Annotated in this window: 14 protein-coding genes; 8 read left to right on the plus strand and 6 right to left on the minus strand. The window is 64.1% G+C overall.

The window, feature by feature from the left end; genetic code table 11:
- The first annotated feature begins 325 nt into the window (after positions 1-325).
- Both BUS06_RS37990 and BUS06_RS32530 read left to right on the plus strand, forming a co-directional pair.
- Positions 326-613 carry a hypothetical protein gene (locus BUS06_RS37990; protein ID WP_074268402.1) on the plus strand — a complete coding sequence of 96 codons (288 nt, stop codon included), beginning with the start codon at positions 326-328 and terminating at the stop codon, positions 611-613.
- A 57-nt stretch (positions 614-670) separates the two neighbouring features.
- Positions 671-1,705, plus strand: coding sequence for an alpha/beta hydrolase (locus BUS06_RS32530; protein ID WP_074268403.1), 1,035 nt, complete (start codon positions 671-673; stop codon positions 1,703-1,705).
- A 63-nt stretch (positions 1,706-1,768) separates the two neighbouring features.
- Here BUS06_RS32530 and BUS06_RS32535 read toward each other — a convergent pair whose 3' ends face one another.
- Together BUS06_RS32535 and BUS06_RS32540 are read right to left on the minus strand one after the other, a co-directional pair.
- Positions 1,769-3,712, minus strand: a complete 1,944-nt coding sequence (locus BUS06_RS32535) for a putative bifunctional diguanylate cyclase/phosphodiesterase (protein ID WP_074268404.1) — start codon at positions 3,710-3,712, stop codon at positions 1,769-1,771.
- Positions 3,713-3,907: 195 nt separating this feature from the next.
- Positions 3,908-5,740, minus strand: coding sequence for an ABC transporter ATP-binding protein (locus BUS06_RS32540; RefSeq protein ID WP_074268405.1), 1,833 nt, complete (start codon positions 5,738-5,740; stop codon positions 3,908-3,910).
- A gap of 229 nt (positions 5,741-5,969) precedes the next feature.
- Between BUS06_RS32540 and BUS06_RS32545 the strand changes: the two genes are divergently transcribed.
- On the plus strand, positions 5,970-6,935 hold the full coding sequence (locus BUS06_RS32545; RefSeq protein ID WP_074268406.1) for a J domain-containing protein: 966 nt from the start codon (positions 5,970-5,972) through the stop codon (positions 6,933-6,935).
- Positions 6,936-6,975: 40 nt separating this feature from the next.
- Here BUS06_RS32545 and BUS06_RS32550 read toward each other — a convergent pair whose 3' ends face one another.
- From BUS06_RS32550 to BUS06_RS32560, 3 genes are read right to left on the minus strand one after another with little or no spacing between them, the layout of a single operon-like run.
- Positions 6,976-8,118 carry a lipocalin-like domain-containing protein gene (locus tag BUS06_RS32550; RefSeq protein WP_174567553.1) on the minus strand — a complete coding sequence of 381 codons (1,143 nt, stop codon included), beginning with the start codon at positions 8,116-8,118 and terminating at the stop codon, positions 6,976-6,978.
- Positions 8,118-10,685: an FtsX-like permease family protein gene (locus tag BUS06_RS32555; RefSeq protein WP_074268407.1), complete on the minus strand. Its 2,568-nt coding sequence runs from the start codon at positions 10,683-10,685 to the stop codon at positions 8,118-8,120. The genes BUS06_RS32550 and BUS06_RS32555 overlap by 1 nt, the downstream gene beginning before the upstream one ends.
- Positions 10,678-11,394 (minus strand): ABC transporter ATP-binding protein, encoded by a 717-nt coding sequence (locus BUS06_RS32560; RefSeq protein ID WP_074268408.1) that lies wholly within the window; start codon positions 11,392-11,394, stop codon positions 10,678-10,680. Before BUS06_RS32560 ends, BUS06_RS32555 begins: the two co-directional genes overlap by 8 nt.
- 214 nt (positions 11,395-11,608) lie before the next feature.
- On the opposite strand from BUS06_RS32560, the gene BUS06_RS32565 reads away from it, so the two are divergent.
- A complete protein-coding gene (locus BUS06_RS32565; protein ID WP_074268409.1) occupies positions 11,609-12,043 on the plus strand; it encodes a PRC-barrel domain-containing protein in 435 nt (144 codons plus the stop codon).
- A 33-nt stretch (positions 12,044-12,076) separates the two neighbouring features.
- Here the strand turns inward: BUS06_RS32565 and BUS06_RS32570 are convergent, their stop codons facing one another.
- On the minus strand, positions 12,077-12,841 hold the full coding sequence (locus BUS06_RS32570) for a flagellar brake protein (protein ID WP_074268410.1): 765 nt from the start codon (positions 12,839-12,841) through the stop codon (positions 12,077-12,079).
- A gap of 464 nt (positions 12,842-13,305) precedes the next feature.
- Here BUS06_RS32570 and poxB point away from each other — a divergent pair, with 464 nt between their 5' ends.
- The 4 genes from poxB to BUS06_RS32590 are packed head-to-tail and all read left to right on the plus strand — an operon-like array spanning position 13,306 to position 18,685.
- Positions 13,306-15,027 carry a ubiquinone-dependent pyruvate dehydrogenase gene (poxB, locus tag BUS06_RS32575; RefSeq protein ID WP_074268411.1) on the plus strand — a complete coding sequence of 574 codons (1,722 nt, stop codon included), beginning with the start codon at positions 13,306-13,308 and terminating at the stop codon, positions 15,025-15,027.
- Positions 15,028-15,080: 53 nt separating this feature from the next.
- Complete coding sequence (locus tag BUS06_RS38045; RefSeq protein WP_254369022.1) at positions 15,081-15,407, plus strand: YtcA family lipoprotein; 327 nt, start codon at positions 15,081-15,083, stop codon at positions 15,405-15,407.
- Between the two features lie 15 nt (positions 15,408-15,422).
- Positions 15,423-16,538 carry a multidrug transporter subunit MdtN gene (gene mdtN, locus BUS06_RS32585; RefSeq protein ID WP_074268413.1) on the plus strand — a complete coding sequence of 372 codons (1,116 nt, stop codon included), beginning with the start codon at positions 15,423-15,425 and terminating at the stop codon, positions 16,536-16,538.
- On the plus strand, positions 16,535-18,685 hold the full coding sequence (locus BUS06_RS32590) for an FUSC family protein (RefSeq protein ID WP_083611704.1): 2,151 nt from the start codon (positions 16,535-16,537) through the stop codon (positions 18,683-18,685). The genes mdtN and BUS06_RS32590 overlap by 4 nt, the downstream gene beginning before the upstream one ends.
- The last annotated feature ends 2 nt before the right edge of the window (positions 18,686-18,687 follow it).

Genomic DNA, 18,687 nt, shown 5'->3' on the forward strand with positions numbered 1-18,687 from the left:
TCTTTGCCGCGCTGCACAAGGATCTGCGGCTTGCGGCCTAAAGCGAAGCCGCGTGTCGATTCAGATTTGCATCGCGTAGCGCATCACATATTTGCGATTTTCGTACGGAGCTCGTGACGCATTCGTGGCAGCACGCGTCTGGCAAGACGGTCAATGCGGGGCAGTTTTTACGCACGACGGCTACACAACAGTGCAGCGATGCACGCTCTTCGCTCCCAGCGCTTTTACAACGGCACGTCGCTTGCTGAATCTTTGGCAGGCCTGCGTGCATTGGCAACGCAGCCGCTCAAATCTGAATCTCTCTGATCTCACCAAGGAGTAAGTCATGAAAATGCAAAAAGCGGTCTTGATTTCGGCGTTGTTGTTGAGCTCTGGCGTTGCGCTGGCTGCGGGTGGAGGTGGTACCGGGAACGGCGGAGCGGGCGGCAATGGGAATGGCAACGGAGGCGGGGGCGCCCCTGGCGATTCGGCGATGACCGCCGCCAGCGGCAGCGGCCCGACGACGATGTCGAAGAGCAAGACGAAGAAGAAACACACGACAGCGTCCAGGCCGGCTAACGATACGACCAACATGCCCGGCGCCGACGCGAGCAGCGGTACCAAGGGGCATTGAGCCGGGGGCTCGACGACAACCCATTCCCGATTCCCCGGTCTCACCTGGAGCCGCGCCATGACACTCGCCGATACTCTCAAGGGCATGATCGGACTTGATCCGACCGCCCACGCAGACGCCGATATGAAGGCGGTGCTCGCCGCGCTCAAGGAACTGAACCCAAAGCCGATCGAAGAATGCAGCGTTGCCGAGGCCCGCGAGCAGCCGACGCCCACCGACGCCGTCCGGAAACTGATGACGCAGGCGGGTCACGCCGCCCGGCTACCGCTGGAAGTGGAGGCGGTGCAGAGCGAGGACAAGCTGATTCCGGGCGCTGCGGGCAGCAATCCGGCGCGTATCTACCGTCCGGCCGGCGATGGCCCGTTTCCGCTGATCCTGTATTTTCACGGCGGCGGCTGGGTGATTGCCGATCTGGACGTCTACGATGCGACGCCGCGCTCGATTGCGGCACAAAGCAACGCGATCGTGGTGTCCGCCCACTACCGGCAGGCGCCTGAGCACAGGTTGCCCGCCGCACACGAGGATGCGTTCGCCGCGTGGCGCTGGATCGTCGAAAGTGCGGCGAGCCTCGGCGGCGACCCAAGCCGGATAGCGGTGATGGGCGAGAGCGCCGGGGCGAATCTTGCCATCAACGTGTCCATCCATGCGCGCGATTCAGGCTTGCGCGCACCCTTGCATCAGGCGCTGATCTATCCCGTGGCGAGCAACAACATCGTTTCGATCTCCTATGAGGAGAATCGCAATGCGAAGCCGTTGAACAAGAAGATGATGTTGTGGTTCGTCCAGAACGTGATCAACGACGAGGGTGATCTGAAAAGCCCGCTGATCGATGTGGTCAGCGCGGATCTGTCGAACCTACCGCCTACGGTGGTGGTGACCGCGGGCATCGACCCATTGCGCTCCGATGGCGAGAAACTCGCGGAAAAACTGCGTGATGCTGGTGTTGCCGTCGAGCACCGCAACTATCAGGGGGCGACACATGAATTCTTCGGCATGGCGCCGGTGGTTCAGGCGGCGCGCGATGCCCAGACTTTCGTTTCGCTCGCGCAGCGCCAGGCATTCGGCGGCGTGCCGCTCGAAGAGGCGCCTTGATCCGGGCGCGCGGCCGCAACATGTACCGGTGAGAGTCAGGCGCTCCGGTAATTCACGCCTTCTTTAAACGACATTGGCCTGGAAAAACTGCAGCGCCTCGGCCGGCATCGGCTTGCCGAACAGATAGCCCTGCATCACGCGGCAGCCGAGTGCGGTCAGCATTTCGCACTGCGATTCGGTCTCGACGCCTTCCACCACGCATTCGAGCCCGAGGTTGCGGCACAGGTCCATCACCGATTTGATGATCTTGCCGCACGCTACATCCGTATCGACCTCGGCCACGAAACTGCGATCAATCTTGATCGTATCGAAGGGCAGGCGATGGACGTAGCTCAGGCTGGAATAGCCGGTGCCGAAATCGTCGAGCGACACCTGGCAGCCCACCTGCTTGATCAGCGACAAGGAAGCACGCGCCTGTCTGAAGTCGCGGGTCACCGCGGTCTCGGTGATTTCGAAATGCACCCGTTCGGCCAGCGTGGCGCTCGCCTGCACGATATCGAGCAACCGCCTTGCGCGCGGCACCGACGAGATGTCGAGCGCCGAGAGGTTGAACGAAAGGTAAATATGCGGCGGCCAGTTGGCGGCTTCGTTCAGCGCCTTGTGCAACAGCACCTCGGTCACCACACGAATCAGATCGGTCCGCTCGGCGATGCGGATAAATTCATCCGGCCTCACCTGACCGAGCTTCGGACTGCGCCACCGGCCAAGCGCCTCGAAGCCGACCGCGGTACGGGTGGCGACGTCGTAGATGGGCTGAAACTCCAGGTAGAGTTCGGCGTCGAGGTTCGCCGCCTTCAACTCCTGGGCGACGAGGCTCGCGCGCCGCACGCGGTTTTCGTGCTCGGCGGAAAACACCACGGCCGTGCCGCGCCGGCTTTCCTTGCCGACGTAGAGTGCGGCATCCGCGCGCTCGAACACCTCGGCCACGCTGACACTCGCAGGCGGCAAACCGGCCCAGCCGATCGTACCCGACAACTCGGCGGTGTTCTCGCCGACCGTATAGGGCCGGCTGAGCCGCTCGCACAGCGTTTGCCCGAGGCGGTCGAGTTCGTCCTCGCCAAGACGCCGTTGAATGATGATTCCGAATTCGTCGCCACCCAGCCGTGCGAAGAAAATCGTCGGATCGGCGAGCGCCAGAAGCCGGTTGCCGACTTCCTTGAGCACGAGGTCGCCGCTCGAATGACCGTAGATGTCGTTGACCTGCTTGAAACCGTCGAGGTCGATCAGCCCCATGTGAAAGTTGGCGACGCCGCCTGTGCTTTGCTCGGCCAGCGCATTGAGCGACGAAAAGAAACTGCGCCGGTTGGGCAGGCCGGTCAGGCTATCGATGTTGGCGAGGCGGAAGTTGTCGTCGCTGAGTTTCTGCGTGACCGACTGGCTCACGAGCAGTTCGCGCTTCGAAGAGACAAGGCTCGCGAAGTTCCGGTAGTAGAGATGGACGATAAAAGCGAGGGTCACCCCGACGAACAGCATATCCGCCGCCATCGCCACGAACACGGGGCGCCCCGCGGCCAGCAGAAAGATGGTGAAAGAACCGATCACGATGGTCAGTAGCGTGAGCGCCGCGGTCCGCAGATGCATCAGGCAGAACACGCATCCGACCACCGTGGTGGCCATGTAGAACGCCACCTGACACTGCTCGTAGGCGGGTCCATAGGGGAATAGCAGCAGCGACCAGGTAGTGAAGCCGACGCCGAACCCGCACGCGAACCAGAAGGTCTTGCGCAGTTCGGGCACGGCTTTCTCATGCGTGAGCGTGCGGTGGCGGACGAACCACCACCGTACGCAGCGGAACACGCAGACCGTGCAAAGGGCCGCCGGAATATGGATGGCGAGCCAGGCCGGCGCGTAGGCAAGGTGGGTGATCGCCACCGCCATCGTGTTGACCACCAGCATGAAGTAGAGGAGCGGGATTTGCCGGCCGAACGCCTGCATTTGCGAGCGCACGAGTTCCGGGTCGGTGCTGTCGACCGTGAACGCCCCCCTTATTCGAGCTACCGATCCCATCAGTGCTCCTCGTGTGAATTGAGCCTTAACCCTCGTATATCGGCAGGTTTCTTAACATTCTTCAGTTTTTATGAGCAGTCCGAGGGAAATTGCCGATGTGCGCGGGCCGCGAGCGGGTTGCGCAAACGTTGTCGTGGCAATGGGAGGAGTGGGCGGGGAGTGGGACCCCGGCGCCCGCGGGGTCCGGTCAACCGGTCACGCCAGTTCTGGCGGCGGAGTGCTGCGCTTGCGTTGGCGTGTCAGCGTATCGCGGTAGATGCCGGGGACGTTCGCCAGTTCAGAGGGCGAGCCGTCCTGGACGACACGGCCGCGATTGACCACGACGATCCGGTCGAAGCTCTGCAGCGTAGACAGACGGTGAGCGATGGCGACTACCGTGCGGTTTTGCATCAGGCGTTCGAGCGCCAGCTGGATCGCCGCTTCCGAGGCCGAGTCGAGCGACGACGTAGCTTCGTCGAGCAGAAGGATCGGCGAGTCGCGCAGAATGGCGCGCGCAATGGCGATCCGCTGCCGTTGACCGCCGGAGAGCTTGGTGCCGCGATCCCCGACTACGGTGTCGAGCCCGTCGGGCAACGCGCTGAGGATGTCCATGCAGTTGGCATCCTCGCAGGCGCGCTTGACATCCGCCTCGTTCGCTTTCGGCACCCCATAGCGGATATTTTCGAGCAAGGTCCGGTGGAACAGCGAGACATCCTGCGGCACGATCGAAATCGCGGCCTGCAGACTGTCCTGGCCGACCTTCGAGATGTCCTGTCCCGAGATGCTGACGGTGCCGGACGCCGGTTCGTAGAAGTGCTGGATCAGGGCAAGGATCGTCGATTTGCCGGCGCCCGACGGACCGACCAGCCCAACGCGCTCGCCCGCGCGGATCTGCAGGTTCAGGCCGTTCAACACCGGCCGGCGCCCCGGATAGGCAAATGTGACGTTGTTGAAATCGATGGTTGCGGTGGTGACGTGCAACGGCGGCGCGTCGTGGTGCTCAGGCATCGCGTGGGGCGCGAGCAGGATGGCCGAGGCTTCGCCAAGGCGCGCCACGTACTGCGTCAGATCCACGAATGCGACCGCCAGATCGCGTGTGCCGTGCAGAATCGCGAAGCCGAGCGAGCTGATCAGCACGACGTCGCCCGTCGTCGCGCGGTCCATGCTCCATAGCCAGAGGGTCCAGCCGAGCATGCCAGCGGAAAGAATCGCCGTGGCGATTGCATGCAGCAGACGCAGCTTTTCGAGGTAAAGCAGGCTGCCGGTACGCGCTTTGGTCTCAACGCCCAGTTGCTCGTCGAGGCGTCGACGTTCCCTCCCGATGGCTGAGAACGCACGCACGAGCCCCATGTTGCCGATGATGTCCACCAGTTCGCCATCCACCGCTGCTGCCCGCGCGGCGAAGGCATGGTGCCGCGAAGTGCCGCGGCTCGCCAGGACGTAAACGCCGAAAGCGAGAATGCCGGAGACCGCCACCAGCGCGGCGCTCATCGGCACACTGACGGCGCCAACCATTATGATGGCGCCGATTACCGTGAGGCACGGCGGTATCGCCGTCCACGAAGCGGTGTTTTCGAGTATGTACGCCGCGTTCGCCGTGGCGGAAATGCGGCTCGAGAGGACGCCCGGCTGCTTGTCGGCGAAGAACGCGGGTGGGTGAGCGGTCAGATAGGCGAACATCTCGCGCCGGATGTCGCCGGTCACCGTGACGAAAGTCCGCGCGGCGATCCAGCCGCCGACGCGCCAGAACAGGTTGTCCGCGAGAATCAGTCCGACGAGAATTACGAAGGCCCGCATCACGACAGCGGGATGGGTGCGGCCAGAAGGTAACGCATCGACGAGATTCTTGATGCCCCATTGCGAGGCCAGCGCGCACCCGACCGCGGCAAGCACACTCACCAGCACGATCAGATGGGAAACCTTGCGCCGGGCGATGTAGCGCCATAGCAGAGCCATCGGCTTGCCGGCATAACGGGACATCTCGCTCGAGCGCGCGCGCCGGCGCGCATGGCGAATATGGCGCCGGCGGGTCGGTTCGGGAATTTCCATTGCCTGTTGCTCCGTCGTTTTTACGGGGCCGGCAGGGCTGCGCACCGATACAATCGGGCGGTTGCTGCAAGCGGAAAGGCTTGGTGAAACGGTACACCACGGAAGGCGTCAGCAACCGGCGTGCCTGTCGCGCGCAAAGCGGTAAGGGCTTGCATGGCCGCGCCATTCAAGCAATCTGTTTTTGAGCCGATATGCTGTCGATGCGGGGAAGAATCGCCACGGAAAGCACATGCATACCCATTACGACAATCTCAAGGTCACGCGCGGCGCGCCGGCCGAGGTGATCCGAGCCGCCTATAAGGCCCTCAGCCAGCGCTACCATCCTGACAAAAATACCAGTCCGGATGCACAGCGCATCATGCGCATTATCAACGAGGCTTACGCGGTGTTGGGCGACCCGGAACGCAGAAAGGCGTACGACCGCGAACTTTCGGCGCACGAACAGCAAGCGCCGAAAGTGCAGGGGCCGCCGCCCGATGCGGCGCCGGCGTACCCTTCGCCGCGCGAGCGCTACGGCAGGGCGGAACCGTCCTTCGCGGCGTCCGCCAGGGCTTCGACGTTCAACCAGAGGCGGCACACAGCACCCGAAGCGGCCACTTCCCAGCAGGGCAAGACGAAGGAGTCGGCTCGGGCGCGCGCCTTCAGGATTGTTGTTTGCGTTGCCATCGTATTGGCCGCGGCGTGGACGGGTTGGCACGCGAACCATCGCCTGCCGTTTCATCGGAGCATTGCGAGCGCGCCACCGCACGCCACTGTCGCCGCCAGATGGACTAATCCTGTCACCGGTGCGAGTGTGCAGATAGATGGCGTCTGGACGCTCTCGGTAACCAGAACCGAAAACGGCGAGCCGATCTATACCTTCACCGACCCGACCGGCCGCGCCGCGGTCGTCTTCGCGCGCGAGGTTCTGCCGGACGTGGGATTCAGCCGATACATCCCCGCGTACCTGCGCAACAATGCGTCGACGATGCCGCTCGGCGTACCTGGGACGCGCGACACGGTCGACGGTCATGAAAGCTGGATTGCCGAGGGCCGCCTAAAGTCAGACCCCACGATGAAAACGCATGTGGAGTTGCGCCATATCGACGCGTCGTTCTGGCGCATCGTGACCGTGCAGGGGCAACCCTACGAGAACACGGACGAAGCGACGGGCAAGCTCAAACAGCAGTTGTGGGGCACGCTGGCAGGGCTTTGATGGGCCGACGGCCACATCAGGACAACGGCAAGGAGCGGCACTACCGCGCAGCCTTCGTCGGGTTCTGAAATTCAAACGGCTTCTGATAGCCGGTTAGCTCCAGATAGCCCCGGCCCACGTTTGCGCCGCCGCGCTTCAAGGTCACCGCGCCTTCCCAGTAAGCAGAGCCGGTCGAGTCGCGGGCGTCCATTTCCTGATCGTCGAGCAAGGGTTCGAGCTGCCACGTGAGCGTGCCGGTCTTGACGGTTTCGGCCACCGGATAAAGCGTATTCGTGCGCGGCGAGCGCCACGTTCTCTGCGGGACGAAATCGACCTGGGCCGGGTCGAACGTGGTGAGCTTGCCGCTTGCGTCGCGCAGCACCGCGTGCGCCCAGACGGACCCGCCATTGCGGCCGCGCACCTTGAACGCCATCAACGCAGAGCCATCAGCGAGGTTCGCACCGAGCCAGTCCCACCCAGCCGCATCGGGGCTCAGGATCGTGCTGGACCATTCGTGATCGAGCCATGCCACGCCGCTTACTGACGTGGGGGTGCCTGAGCGTCCCGTCGGGTGCGAGGGCCGCGAGACGCTGCCGCTGACGCGCAGCTGCGGCTCGCTGTAGTAGTAACTGGCCTCGCTCTGAAGCGGGCCTTTTTGCGAGTAGCCGTGGTCCCCCTGCAGCAGCAGGGGCTGCGTCGGCGTGAACGACAGGTTCAGCGCAAACTCGCGGGTTTCGGCATGCACCAGGTAGCGGCCATCGGTCGCGCGCACCATGCTCCATGTGTCGAGCTTGACGTCGGTATTGCCGGTTTTGGCATAGGCGAGGCCGAAACCCTGCCGGGCGATTTTCTGGTCGTGTACGAGTGTGCCGAAAGCCGGATCGCTCAGCGCGGCGTGCGCGATGATCAGCTGTGAAGGCGCGAACGCGCTCGGATCCGCTGTGTCGTCACCGGTGGCCGAGCGGAAAAAAGTAATCTGGAAACCTAACGGTTTGCCGTCCGGTGTGTCGAGCCAGCCGGTGGCGTACCACCATTCGGTCTGAAACGAGGGATGCGCGCCGGTATCCGCTGGAAACGCCAGCGCCTGACCGGGCGTGACCGCGGCGAACCCGGGTGACGCGGCTATCGTGGGCATGGCAATCGTTATGCCGAGAAAGAACATGAACAACGCAATACTCGACACGGTTCGGACTCTGTGCCGCATCACCAATCCTCCTTTACGGCGCGGACCGCATCGACGGAGACTGCCCGGCGTCCCGCCACCACGGCGGTTGCGCACGAAGCGACCAGCATCACCGCAGCCACCATGCTCAAGACGAACCACGGCATGTGCAACGACATGCTCCAGTGAAACGACTGCGGGTTGACCACGAACACGAGAATCAGGCTGATGGCAAAGCCGAGGACAAAGCCCATCGCGATGCCAAGCGCCGTCAGCATGCCGCCCTCCTTGGCGAGGATGGCGATGATCTGCGCGCGCGTCACGCCGACGTGGCGCAGCATGCCGAACTCGCGCGCGCGGGCGAGCGTTTGCGCGGAGAACGTCGCCGCAACACCGAACAGCCCGATGACGATGGCGACCGCTTCGAGCAGATACGTGACGGCAAAGCTGCGGTCGAAGACGGTCAGCGAGCGGGCGCGAATCTCGCCGGGTTGCGCGAACTGCAGCGCGTCGCCGAACGGCAGTGCGCGCAGCGCGGCGATGACCCGATCGATGTCGGCGCCCGGCGCGACGGTGATCGCCACATCGGTGGCGCCCGTGTCGTGAGTCAGGCGCCGATAGTCGGCCAGCCGCAATTCGATCGCGCCGGTCTGACGCACATAGTCGCGCCACACGCCGGCCACGACGAACGCCTCGTTGTCCTGCCCGACCGGCAGTTCGACATGCTCGCCGAGCCGGTAGCCATACAGATCGACCATGGCCTCGGACACCCACACCGGCGTCTCGCCATGCAGTGCGGATGGAAGCAGCACGGGCCCGGACATTTGCAGACTGGCGCCGGGGTCGGCTGCGTCGATTTCGCGGGCGAGAAGAACGATTGCGGGACGTGCGGGATCGAGCGTGAGTTGTGACGCACGCGTAAATGCCGCGGTCTTCACGCCGGCTGTTGCCGCGATGCTTGCCTGATCGGCGAGGTTCAGCACACCGGTGTCGCCGTTCGGCGCAACTCGCACATACAGGTTGGCGGACAGCAGATGTTCGAGCCATTCGTCGACGGAAACGCGGAAGCTCGCCACCATGATCGCCATTGCGACGATCAGCGCGAAGCTCGAGAGCACGCCGCTCATCGCCACCGACGCTTGTCCGGGCGCATTGGCAAGCCGTGCCAGCGACAGCGCGCTGGTGGTTTTCGCCTGACGTCCCACGCGCGAACGACCGAGGGCCGTGAACAACACGGCCGTGCAGCGCGGCATCAACGCAATGCCACCTACGAGCAGAAGCGCGACCGCGAGGTAGCCAAGAACCGGCGCCTCGAAAACGGGCGGCATCTGCGTGAACACCCCCGCCAGCGCGAGGCAGCCGAGCGCAGGCCACGGCGTGGCGAGCCGCGCCAACGCGCCTTCTTCACTGCCGGCCTTGAGGGCGGCAGCCGGTCGGGCACGTGCTGCCTCGAGCGCAGGCGCGAGACTGCCAAGCACGGAGACTCCAATTCCCAAGGCGAGAAAAATCGCTGTCGCGATCGGTTCGAAACTGACACCAGGCCGAACGCCTGGGAAATAGCCGCCACCCAGGTCGCTGCCGAAAAAGCGCAACGCGACGCTTGCCAACGCGTAACCGAGCGCAAGGCCCGCAATTGATCCAAGCACGCCGAGCACGGCGCCTTCCATCAGGATCTGCCGCAGCAACTGACCGCGCGTGAAGCCGAGCACCCGCAGCATGGCCAGTTGCGATCGGCGCCGCACGACACTCAACGCCTGGGTCGAGAACACCAGAAATGCCCCGGTGAACAGCGCCACTAGCGCCAGCACATTCATGTTGATACGGTAAGCGCGTGACAGACGGTCGGTCCGGCTTTCGACGTCATGCGGTTCGGACACAACCAGTTGATTGCCCAACCGCGCCTGCAGTTCGCGTCTGAAGCGTTCGCGGTCGACGCCGCGCTCGAGTTCAAGGTCGACCCGCGACAACTTGCCGAGCCTGCCGAAACGCCACTGCGCGGCGGCGATATCCATCACGGCAATGCGCTGACCCGGCCTGGCTCTGACGAGGCCGCCTGCGACGCGCAACGGCACACTGGCTGTGCCGTTCAACAGGGAGATGTGCTGGCCGGTCGCGGTGTTTAGCCATTGCTGGGCCGCTGGCGAAAGAAAGAGGGTGTCGTCGGCGAGGGTATCCATGGGACGCTGCGACGCAGGCACCCCGACCAGGTCCGGCGCGATCTGGCTGGCTTTGAAAACGTCGATGCCCAGCACCTTGAGCGGTGCATTCTGGCCAGGCACGGTCGCGTCCAGTTCGAGGACGGGGCTGGCAAGCGCGACGCCGGGTTCATCGGCAAGCCGCGGGTACCACGACTCATCGAAAGTAGGCTGCGCGCCGCGCACCTGCAGGTCGGCCTGGCCGGACAGGCTCCGGGCCGCTGCCGAGAATTCGTTGAACGCCGCGCTGTTGATCAGCTGCACGGCGTACCCGAGCGCCACACCCAGCGCAATCGTCATGACGGCGACAATCGCGCGCCCGCGCTGACTGCGCCACTCCGCCTCGAGCAGCCAACGGGCGAGCCGTCGACTGCCGCTCACGGGCGCAGACTCCGGCCGCAAGGCGTCACTCATGAGACGAACGAACCTGCTGCACGTCGGCATGCCCAGCGGGATGCAGGCCACCCTCACTGAGGATCAGCACGCGGTCCGCGACGGCCGCGGCCGCGACGGAGTGCGTCACCATCATGGTCGCCGCGCCGTTCGCCTTGGCTTCGGCGCGAAACAGGGCGAGCACTTCGTGAGCCGTATCCGGGTCGAGATTGCCAGTGGGCTCATCCGCCAGAATCAGCCGCGGACGATGCACCAGCGCGCGGGCGATCGCCACCCGCTGCAGCTCGCCGCCGGACAACTGCCGCGGGAAATCGTCGCCGCGTCCAGCGAGGCCGACTGCAGCCAGCATTTCAACAGCATGGGCCGGCGGCAAATTGTTGAGCAGCAGCGGCAAGGCGACGTTTTGCGCGAGCGTCAGATGCGGCAGCACATGAAACGCCTGGAAAACGAAGCCGAGCTTTTGCCGGCGCAGGCGGGTCGCTGCATCGTCGTCGAGACCCGAGACCAGCGTGCCATCGATGAGGACCTCGCCGCTATCGGGCGCGTCGAGCCCTGCGATCAGGTTGAGCAGCGTCGATTTGCCGACCCCCGAGTCGCCCATGATCGCTACGAATTCGCCAGGGTCGAGCATAAAGTCGAGCTGTGCGAGGACCACGCGGGCGGTCCCGTAGGCTTTGCTCAATCGTCGGCATTCAAGCGCCGGAGCAGGGCATTCATCGCGAACGCGCATCGGTATCGGTGGTGTTCAGTTCAGGGGAAGGGAAGCGGGCGGCGCCATCGCGCTTGTCTTTGCGTTTGTCATCGCGTTTGCCATCTTACCCGGCGCGGCCGATCGGCGTGCGCGGCGCCGGCAACGGCCGCCGCATGAGGCGTGGGCATGGCGTGTGCTACCCGGTACTTCGCCTGTTGGCGAAACGCCTTTGACCCAGATTAAGGATATGAAGATGAAAGCAAAGACACTCGTATGCGCCGGCGCGCTCGTATTCACCTGTTGCGCAGTGCCACTCGCGCAGGCGCAGATTGCCGGCGTTCAACCGCTCGGCGGCTCGGTGGAGGAAACCAATGGTCTGCTGCACGGTTGGAGCGTACGCAAGGCGCTGGTCGACGAACCGGTCTACAACGATGCCAATGACAATATCGGCAAGATCTATGACCTGATCATTGCGCCCGATCGCAAGGCGACTTACGCGGTGCTATCGGTGGGCGGCTTCCTCGGCATGGGTATCCATTACGTGGCCATTCCGATCGACCGCTTCGACATCCGCAACGGCAATCTCTATCTGGCGGGCGCCACCAAAGAAGCCTTGAAAAACCTGCCTGAATTCCAGTACAACAAGCTCGAGAAGGCGACCAAGCCGCACAAGGTTAGCCCGCAATAATCCTTGCCACAATACCGTCGAATGGTGCCGCGTTCACTCGCGCGGCACCAGCGCCTGGCGCCGCGTTTCAAGCTGCGTAATGACGCGCTGAAGCATCCGTTCGGCAGGCCCGGGTAGCGCGGTAAACCTGCAGCCCATCACGAAGCGCCGCTCGCCACCCGTACTCGTAAAGTGCCTGGGCGCGACAATTTCCAGATCGAGCCTGAGCGTACCGAAGTCGCCAAGCTGCAATGTGACATCCGTCAAGACACAGCCTGCGTCGAGCGTGCCGAAGCGCGCATTCGCGGTTCGCAGCGCAACCCCGCCCAACGAAAGATCCTGCATCTCCACCTTGAACGAATCGCCGTCCGCGTAACGTCCGCTGACGACATACGGATCGAGTGCGGGCGTTTGCACGCGGAAATATTCACGACGCTGGACGTAGTAGAGGAGTGCAGGGAACGGCGCTTCGAAAGCAAGCCGTCCTTCGAAGACGATTGCCTCGGCCGCGTCCGTGGCGAACTCGACCCGAATGCCGCCGGGCACGCTGCGGAACATCAGCTTCTTCGCACCCGGCAAGCTGCGGTTGTCGGCGGTGACGCTACCGGCATCGAAAATAAAACGGCCGTTGCGCGAGTCGACCTCGAGCACCTGCGTGACGATCTGCCGTCCATCGAATTCCGCCGTGACGAAGTCCCCGCCTGATACGAGCTTGCGAAGGCACACCGCAATCTGCAATGGGTGGCGTTGCGCGAAGTCCGGATGAATATCGCTCGCCGGTTCGGCAAGGTCGGAATCGAGCAAAAGGTCGTCAATCATCGTGGTCCCCGTGGACGTTGCGGCCCTGGTACGGCCTCGTTTCTAGTCGATGAACGCGGGAGAAAACCACGCCGGCGTCCGTCTCTACAGGCTGTACTGCAGGGATCGTGCCATGTGAATGAAGGGTGATCTTCGATGGCGGGGAGCAGGGCGAAAAGCCTTGTGGGACGGGACTTGCGAGGCAATGCAACAGCGGCGGCGCAACGGGCATCAAAGGCTGCCGCTACGTAACGGCCAGAGGATTGTTACGGGCCACGTGGGCGATGGACGGACAACGCGGCGAACCTACGGCCGATACACGCCAGAGCCCGGATCCCACACCGTGCTAAATCGCAAGCAGCCCGTGCGATTTGAACAGCGTCAGCAGGCGCGGCACGGCACTATCACCAGACGCACGCGGCATGCCGGCCTCAGTTCCGGGTCTACCGCTCACTCGCACTCACCTGTCCGCACGGAGGTACCGCATGACTACCGCAGCTGACTACCTGGTCGCCACGCTTGAGCATGCTGGCGTCAAGCGTATTTTTGGCGTCGTTGGCGATTCATTGAACGGCATCTCCGACTCGCTGCGGCGGCGTGGCAAGATCGACTGGATTCACGTCCGGCACGAGGAAGGCGCGGCGTTTGCCGCCGGTGCCGAGGCGCATCTGACCGGGCAGCTCGCGGTATGCGCGGGCAGCTGCGGACCGGGCAATCTGCATCTGATCAACGGGCTGTTCGACTGCCAGCGCAGTGGTGTACCCGTGCTGGCGATCGCCGCACATATCCCGAGCAGCGAGATCGGCATCGACTACTTCCAGGCGACGCACCCGGAGAGCCTTTTCAAGGAGTGCAGCCACTACGTCGAACTGGTGTCGAACGCCGAGCAACTGCCGCAGATCCTGACCCGCGCGATGCGGGTCGCGGTGGCACGCCGCGGCGTGGCCGTCGTCGTGATTCCGGGCAACGTCGCGCTGTCGCCTTCGATCGCTGAAGTGCCGGCCTGGGTCGTGCCCACCTCGGCGCCGGTGCTGCGCCCGAACGACGACGACATCGCCTGCCTCGCGGGCATGTTGCACTCGGCATCGAAGATCACGCTGATGTGCGGCGCCGGCTGCGCGGGTGCGCACGACGAAGTCGTGGAACTGGCGAGGCGCCTCAAGGCGCCGATCGTGCATTCGCTGCGCGGCAAGGAGTACATCGAGCACGACAATCCGTACGACGTCGGCATGACCGGCATGGTCGGCTTCGCCTCGGGCTATGCTGCGATGAAGGCGTGCGACATGCTCCTGCTGCTGGGCACGGACTTTCCGTACCGGCAGTTCTATCCGGACAACGCCAGGATCGCCCAGATCGACGTGCGCCCCGAAGCGCTCGGCAACCGCTGCTCGCTCGATCTCGGACTGCTCGGCACGGTGAAGGACACGCTCGCCGCGTTGCTGCCGGTGCTCAACGAAAAGACCGATACCTCGCATCTCGAGAGCGCGCTCGAGCACTACGCCACCGCACGCAGGGATCTGGATTCGCTCGCCGAAAGCAATCCGTCGAGCACGACGATTCATCCTCAATACGTCACGCGTCTGGTCAGCCAGCTCGCGGCGGATGATGCGATTTTCACCTGCGACGTCGGCACACCGATCGCATGGACCGCGCGCTATCTGAAGCTGAACGGCAAGCGCAGGCTGATCGGCTCGTTCAACCATGGCTCGATGGCCAACGCGCTGCTGCATGCGATCGGCGCCCAGGCAGCATGTCCGGGCCGCCAGGTCGTGTCGATGTCCGGTGACGGCGGCTTCGCGATGATGATGGGCGAATTCCTCACGTTGGTTCAGGCCGGCTTGCCCGTGAAGGTCGTGGTCCTGAACAACGGCACGCTCGGCTTCGTCGAAATCGAAATGCGCGCGTCAGGCTTCATCGACACCGGCACCGAGCTGATCAACCCCAACTTCGCGAAGATGGCCGAAGCGATCGGCGTGAAGGGCATTCGCGTCGAGAAGCCGCAGGACCTCGAAGCGGGACTCGCTGCAGCGTTCGCGCACGATGGTCCGGCGCTGGTCGATGTGGTCAGCGCGCGCGAGGAACTCATCATGCCGCCCAAGACGACGATCGACGAAGCGTGGCATTTCGGGCTCTTCATGATGAAGTCAGTGCTGGACGGCCGCGGCAAGTCGCTGATCGATCTGGCGAAAGTGAATCTGACACGCTGATGCTGGCTACCCGTACCGGTTCACGCGTGCGCTGCGCTGCACCCGGGCCGCACATGCCGAAGCCGCCCTCCAGCACCGCTACAGCGGAAGACGCACGCCTGCAGAAGGGGCCGGCACGCCGCCGGTGCGAGGCAGCCTTGAGCCTCCTGATGTGCGTGCTGCTGACGGCGTGCTCGGGCTCGCCGTCGGTGGGGATTCTCGGCGCGTATTTTCCGGACTGGCTGTTCTGCGTAATCGGAGGCACGGTGCTGACGGCCGTCGTGCATGTGTTGTCGTACCGCAATGGCTACGGTAGCTGGCTTACGCCCCCGGCGATCGTCTATCCCGCGCTGACGGTGCTCTTTTCGATTGTGCTCTGGGCCATTGGCTTCAATCTGTGACACACGGTGCGAAATATGAGTTCTAATCCGACCGCGCCAAACGGCCCCGGTACAACGAAACCTCGACCCCGCACCTGGCCGGCGATCCTGCTGATCGTGCTGGTGGTGGCTGCCGCCATCGCGGCGATCTGGCGCGTCGACACGGTGCCGCGCACCGACGACGCCTATGCCTATGCGGACACCATCGGCGTGTCGCCGGAAGTGAGCGGCAAGATCGTCAACCTGGCCGTGCGCGACAACCAGCAGGTCAAGCAGGGCGATCTGCTGTTCCAGATCGACCCGCGTCCGTATCAATACACGTTGGCGCGGGCACAGGCCTCGCTTGCGCAACTCGATGCGCAGATTCCGTTGACCCAGCGCAGCGTGAACGCGCAGACCTTCGCTGCTGCCGCGGCGAAGTCGGCGGTCGTGCGTGCCCAGGCCGCGGCGAACCAGGCAAGCGACACGCTCGCCAGAATGGCGCCGCTGATCGGCAAGGGCTACATTTCCGCCGACGACCTCGATCGCGCACGCACCGCACAGCGTTCCGCGCTCGCGGAACTGGCGGCGGCCGAATCGCAGGAACGCGAAGCGCAGGCCGCCGTCAGCAGCGTCGACGCGCTGGTGGCGCAACGCTCGGTGTTGCAGGCCGAAATTGCGTCGGCGCAGCTCAATCTCGAGTACGCCACGGTACGGGCGCCATTCGACGGCCGCGTCGTGCAGTTGACCACATCGGTCGGGCAGTTCGTCTCCGCACAAAAGCCGGTCTTCACACTGATCGATACACGACACTGGTACGTGATTGCGAATTTCCGCGAGAACGAACTCGGCAATATCCATCCCGGCACACCCGCGACGGTCTACCTGATGAGCGACACCGGGATTCGCTTCAGCGGCGCGGTGGATTCGATCGGCTACGGCGTCGATCCGCAGGACGGCGGCGCCACGGCGAACGGCTTGCCGAATATCCAGCGCAGTATCAACTGGGTCCATGTCGCGCAGCGTTTTCCGGTGAAGATCGTGATCGATCATCCTGATCCGCGGCTGTTCCGTATCGGCACGTCGGCGGTAGCGGTGTTGCGTGTTCATGCGCAAGATGCAACGCACGATCCCGCGCACGACACGGCCGCCGCCAGCGGAGCACAGTCATGAGCACGGTGACCGGCTCGCGGCGCGAGCTCGCGTGGCCGCGCCCGCTGGCGCGTTTCGCGGCGTTTCTGCGACGTGAACTGGCGGCGTTTCCCGGTCGCGGCAATGTCATGATGCGTTGCGTGCTGGGTAGCGCGATTGTGATCGTCACGTCGATGACGCTGCAGGTACCCGAGCTGGCGCTGTCGCTGATCGTCGTGTTCTTCGTCACTCAGTCGAACGTGGTGTTGTCGCGCGTGATCGCGCTGAACATCGTGATTGGCTCGACCTGTGCGATCGCCAGCGCGATCGTGGTGTTCATGTTGACCTTCGATTACCCGCTGCTGCGCATCGCCGTCGCGAGCGCGGTATTTTTTTGCTGCACGTATCTGCTGCGGGCCGTCACGAAGTTCGGCCTGGTTTTCTTTGTCACCGCGTTGATCGTCATCTATGCGCAGAGCTTCGCCGATCGAACCGATAACGCTGAAGCATTGGTACGCGCCTGTCTGTGGGTATGGTCGGCAGTCAACTATCCGGTTGCCGTGGCCCTGATCCTCAATACGATCCTGCTGCCCGCCGAGCCTGAGCGGCAATTGCGGGCCGCCATGCACCGGCAACTTGGCACGGTGCAGTCGCGTCTCGCCGCGCTGGTCGATCCCGCTGAGGCGCCAGTCGCGCTCAATACGAACGATCTGCAGCAGGGCGCGTTGTCGTTGCAGAAACTCATGCGCTTCTCCACGATGCGCAAACACTACAGCGGGCCTGCGGCCGCAGCGATGCTGGCCTGTGTGACCGCCGTGTCGCGGCTGTACGAAGCAGCGGCGGGATTGCCTGTCACGGCGCAACCGTCTACTGCGGCTGGGATTGCAGCTATCCGCCGCGTTCGAGGCGAAGTCGCGGCGCTCGATGCCGCGATTTCCGAAGGCTTGCCATTGCCGCGCGCAGTCGCTGCGGGCAGCGAGGAAGAAGGGCCGTCGATTCCCGCAGTCGCTGCGATGCAGCGGGCCATTGAAGCCCTCGCCGATGCCACCGCCAGCCAGGAATCGCACGCCAGCACGCCGCCGCCCGCCGCCCCCGCGATGTTGCCGGCAGATGCCTTTACAAATCCGCTCTACGCCCGCTTCGCGCTTCGCACACTGTTGTCGGTACTGATCTGCTATGTGTTCTACAACGCGGTGAACTGGCCCGGCATTCACACGATCATGCTGACCTGCCTCATCGTCGCGTTGCCCAGCCTCGGCGCATCGACCCGGCACGGCGTGCTGCGTATCAGCGGCGCGCTGATTGCCAGCGCTCTTGCGCTGTTCGCGGTTGCGTTCGTCATCCCGCATCTGGAAAGCGTGACGGGCCTGCTGCTGATGAGTCTGCCGGTGATCGCGCTGGGCGCATGGGTGTCGGCCGGTTCCGAGCGGATCAGCTACGCCGGCCTGCAGATCATGTTCACCTTCTCGCTCGCGCTGCTGGAGCAGTTCGCGCCGCCGTCCGATCTCACCGAGATTCGCGATCGGCTGGTGGGGATTCTGCTCGGCGTGGGGGTTGCGACTTTCATGCAGATGTCGCTATGGCCGGAAGGCGAGGCCGACTCGCTGCGGCTGCAACTCGCCAAGGTTCTGCGCGCGATCGTAGGGGTTGCTCGCAATCATGCACAAGTGGTCGAAAGCGACGCTCCGGCGGCACAATCGCAATCCGCGTTGACCGCCTGGGTCATGCTGGCCGATTGCGAAGCAATGCTCGCACGGGTTGCGCTCGAGCCCGACTGGCGCGAGGGCGAAACGGCCCGCGTCACGCTTCTCGCGCAAACGGTGCTCGCGCAGAGCCGCTCGATTCTGCTGGCGAGCGACGCGTTCCATATCGAGGCAAATTTCGACGCGCGACGCACCAACGTGTCGGGTGCGGGTTTGAGGCAAGCGTGCGGCGCATTGCAGCGAAACCTGGCGGAGTCGCTTGAGCGATATGCGCAGCAATTGTCGGGCGAGCCGCCACTCGCCGTGCCGCCGCTGCCACTCGATTTGACAAGGGTGGCCGCGGCGGCGGCAGGTGAAGAGGGAGGCGCGCCTGCCAACGCGCTGCTGGAGTGGGCCGCACGCATCGATACTGCGTTGTCGGGCCTGCCGCAATGGTCGACCGATGAACTGCCTTTAGCATTGCCGGCTGTTGCCGGACAGGGATAGCG

Source organism: Paraburkholderia phenazinium (assembly GCF_900141745.1).
GTDB lineage: Bacteria > Pseudomonadota > Gammaproteobacteria > Burkholderiales > Burkholderiaceae > Paraburkholderia > Paraburkholderia phenazinium_B.